Annotated in this window: 2 protein-coding genes; both read right to left on the bottom strand. The window is 73.4% G+C overall.

Annotated elements, in window-relative coordinates:
- Positions 1–105: 105 nt before the first annotated feature.
- On the bottom strand, positions 106–495 hold the full coding sequence (gene rbsD, locus FNH04_RS45865) for a D-ribose pyranase (protein WP_322725764.1): 390 nt from the start codon (positions 493–495) through the stop codon (positions 106–108).
- Positions 492–1,391 (bottom strand): ribokinase, encoded by a 900-nt coding sequence (locus FNH04_RS45860; RefSeq protein WP_152792132.1) that lies wholly within the window; start codon positions 1,389–1,391, stop codon positions 492–494. The genes rbsD and FNH04_RS45860 overlap by 4 nt, the downstream gene beginning before the upstream one ends.
- Between the last annotated feature and the right edge of the window lie 137 nt (positions 1,392–1,528).

Here is a 1,528-nt window from a genome sequence, read left to right as displayed (position 1 = left end):
GTCAGAACCCCCGCGATCCCCCCAGATCCCCCTCCGGGTGGTTCCGACGCCAAGTACGACCTGCCAGGTGGGGGAAGGGTTGCACGGTCTCCGGAGATTTTTTTCTCAGAAGAAGACCCCGCACCTCAACAGCACGTTCGCGTACGGCCGCGCCTCCCCGGTGCGTACGACCAGCCGCGCGCCCTCCGACAGCTCCTTCAGCTTCTCGTGCGCGACCAGCTCCAGGTCGGGGAGGCGGGCCTCCAGCAGCGCCGTGGCCTCCGGGTTGGCGTCGCGGACCTCGTACGCCGCTGTCGCCCCCTCGACGACGAGCTCGTCGAGCAGCCCGTCCAGTACCTCCTCGAAGGACGGCACCCCGGCCCGGAAGGCGAGGTCCACCACACGCGGGCCGACGGGGACGGGCATGCCCGCGTCGCAGACCAGCACGCCGTGTCCGTGGCCGAGTTCGGCGAGGGCACCCGAGAGGTGGCGGTTGAGTATCCCGGCCTTCTTCACAGGGAGGCGACCTCCTCGGCGGTCGGGAAGGACACCTGGGCGCCGGGCTTGGTGACGGCGGCGGCACCCACGCGGGCGGCGTACGCGGCGGCCTCGGCCGGCGTCTCGGAAAGCCCCAGCCGCCACGCGAGCGCGGCCGTGAACGCGTCCCCCGCGCCCGTCGTGTCCACGGCCTGAACCGCCACGGACGGCACGCGCGCCGTGCCCTCCGCGGACGCCACCAGCGCGCCCTCCGCGCCCAGGGTGACGACCACCGACCGCGGCCCGAGCGCCAGCAGGGCCCGCGCCCAGTCCTCCGGCGAGCCCTCCAGGTCGCCGCCGGTGATGACCCGCGCCTCGTGCTCGTTCACGACCAGCGGGTCGCAGACGGCGAGCACCTCCTCGGGCAGCGGCCGGGGCGGTGAGGGGTTGAGGACGAAGCGGGTGCCGTCCGGCAGGTTCCGTACGACCTCCACGACCGTCTCCAGCGGGATCTCCAGCTGTGCCGAGATCACCCGGGAGGCGTGCAGCAGGCTCACCGCCGCCCGTACGTCCTCGGGCGCGAGCCGCCCGTTCGCCCCCGGGGACACGACGATGCTGTTGTCCCCGGACGGGTCCACCGTGATCAGCGCGACCCCGGTGGGCGCCCCGCCGACCAGGACGCCCACGGTGTCGACCCCCGCTTCCCGCTGCGAGTCGAGCAGCAGTCTTCCGTGCGCGTCGTCGCCGACCCGGGCCAGCAGGGCCGTACGGGCTCCGAGCCGGGCGGCGGCCACCGCCTGGTTGGCGCCCTTGCCGCCCGGGTGGACGGCCAGATCGGAGCCGAGCACCGTCTCCCCGGCCCCCGGCCGCCGCTCGACACCGATCACGAGGTCGGCGTTGGCCGATCCCACGACCAGGAGGTCGTAGTCGTACATGCACTTTCTCCCTCTGCGGATGAGTCGGAGCTACGGGTTGTTCGTCGGCCGGGGGTTGGGCTTTCCGCCGAGGCCAGGCGTATCCAGCCCGTCCGGCGTTTGAGGACGAGGCCCGTTCAGGGCCGAAGCGGGGGTCT

This window comes from Streptomyces phyllanthi (genome assembly GCF_009377205.1).
Classification (GTDB): Bacteria; Actinomycetota; Actinomycetes; order Streptomycetales; family Streptomycetaceae; genus Streptomyces; species Streptomyces phyllanthi.
Note: the sequence above shows the minus strand (reverse complement) of the source record. Positions and strands in the feature narration are given on the sequence as shown.

Coding starts and splice junctions, on each gene's coding strand:
- FNH04_RS45860 (WP_152792132.1), bottom strand. CDS start 1,391: ATGTACGACTACGACCTCCTGGTCGTGGGATCGGCCAACGCCGACCTC.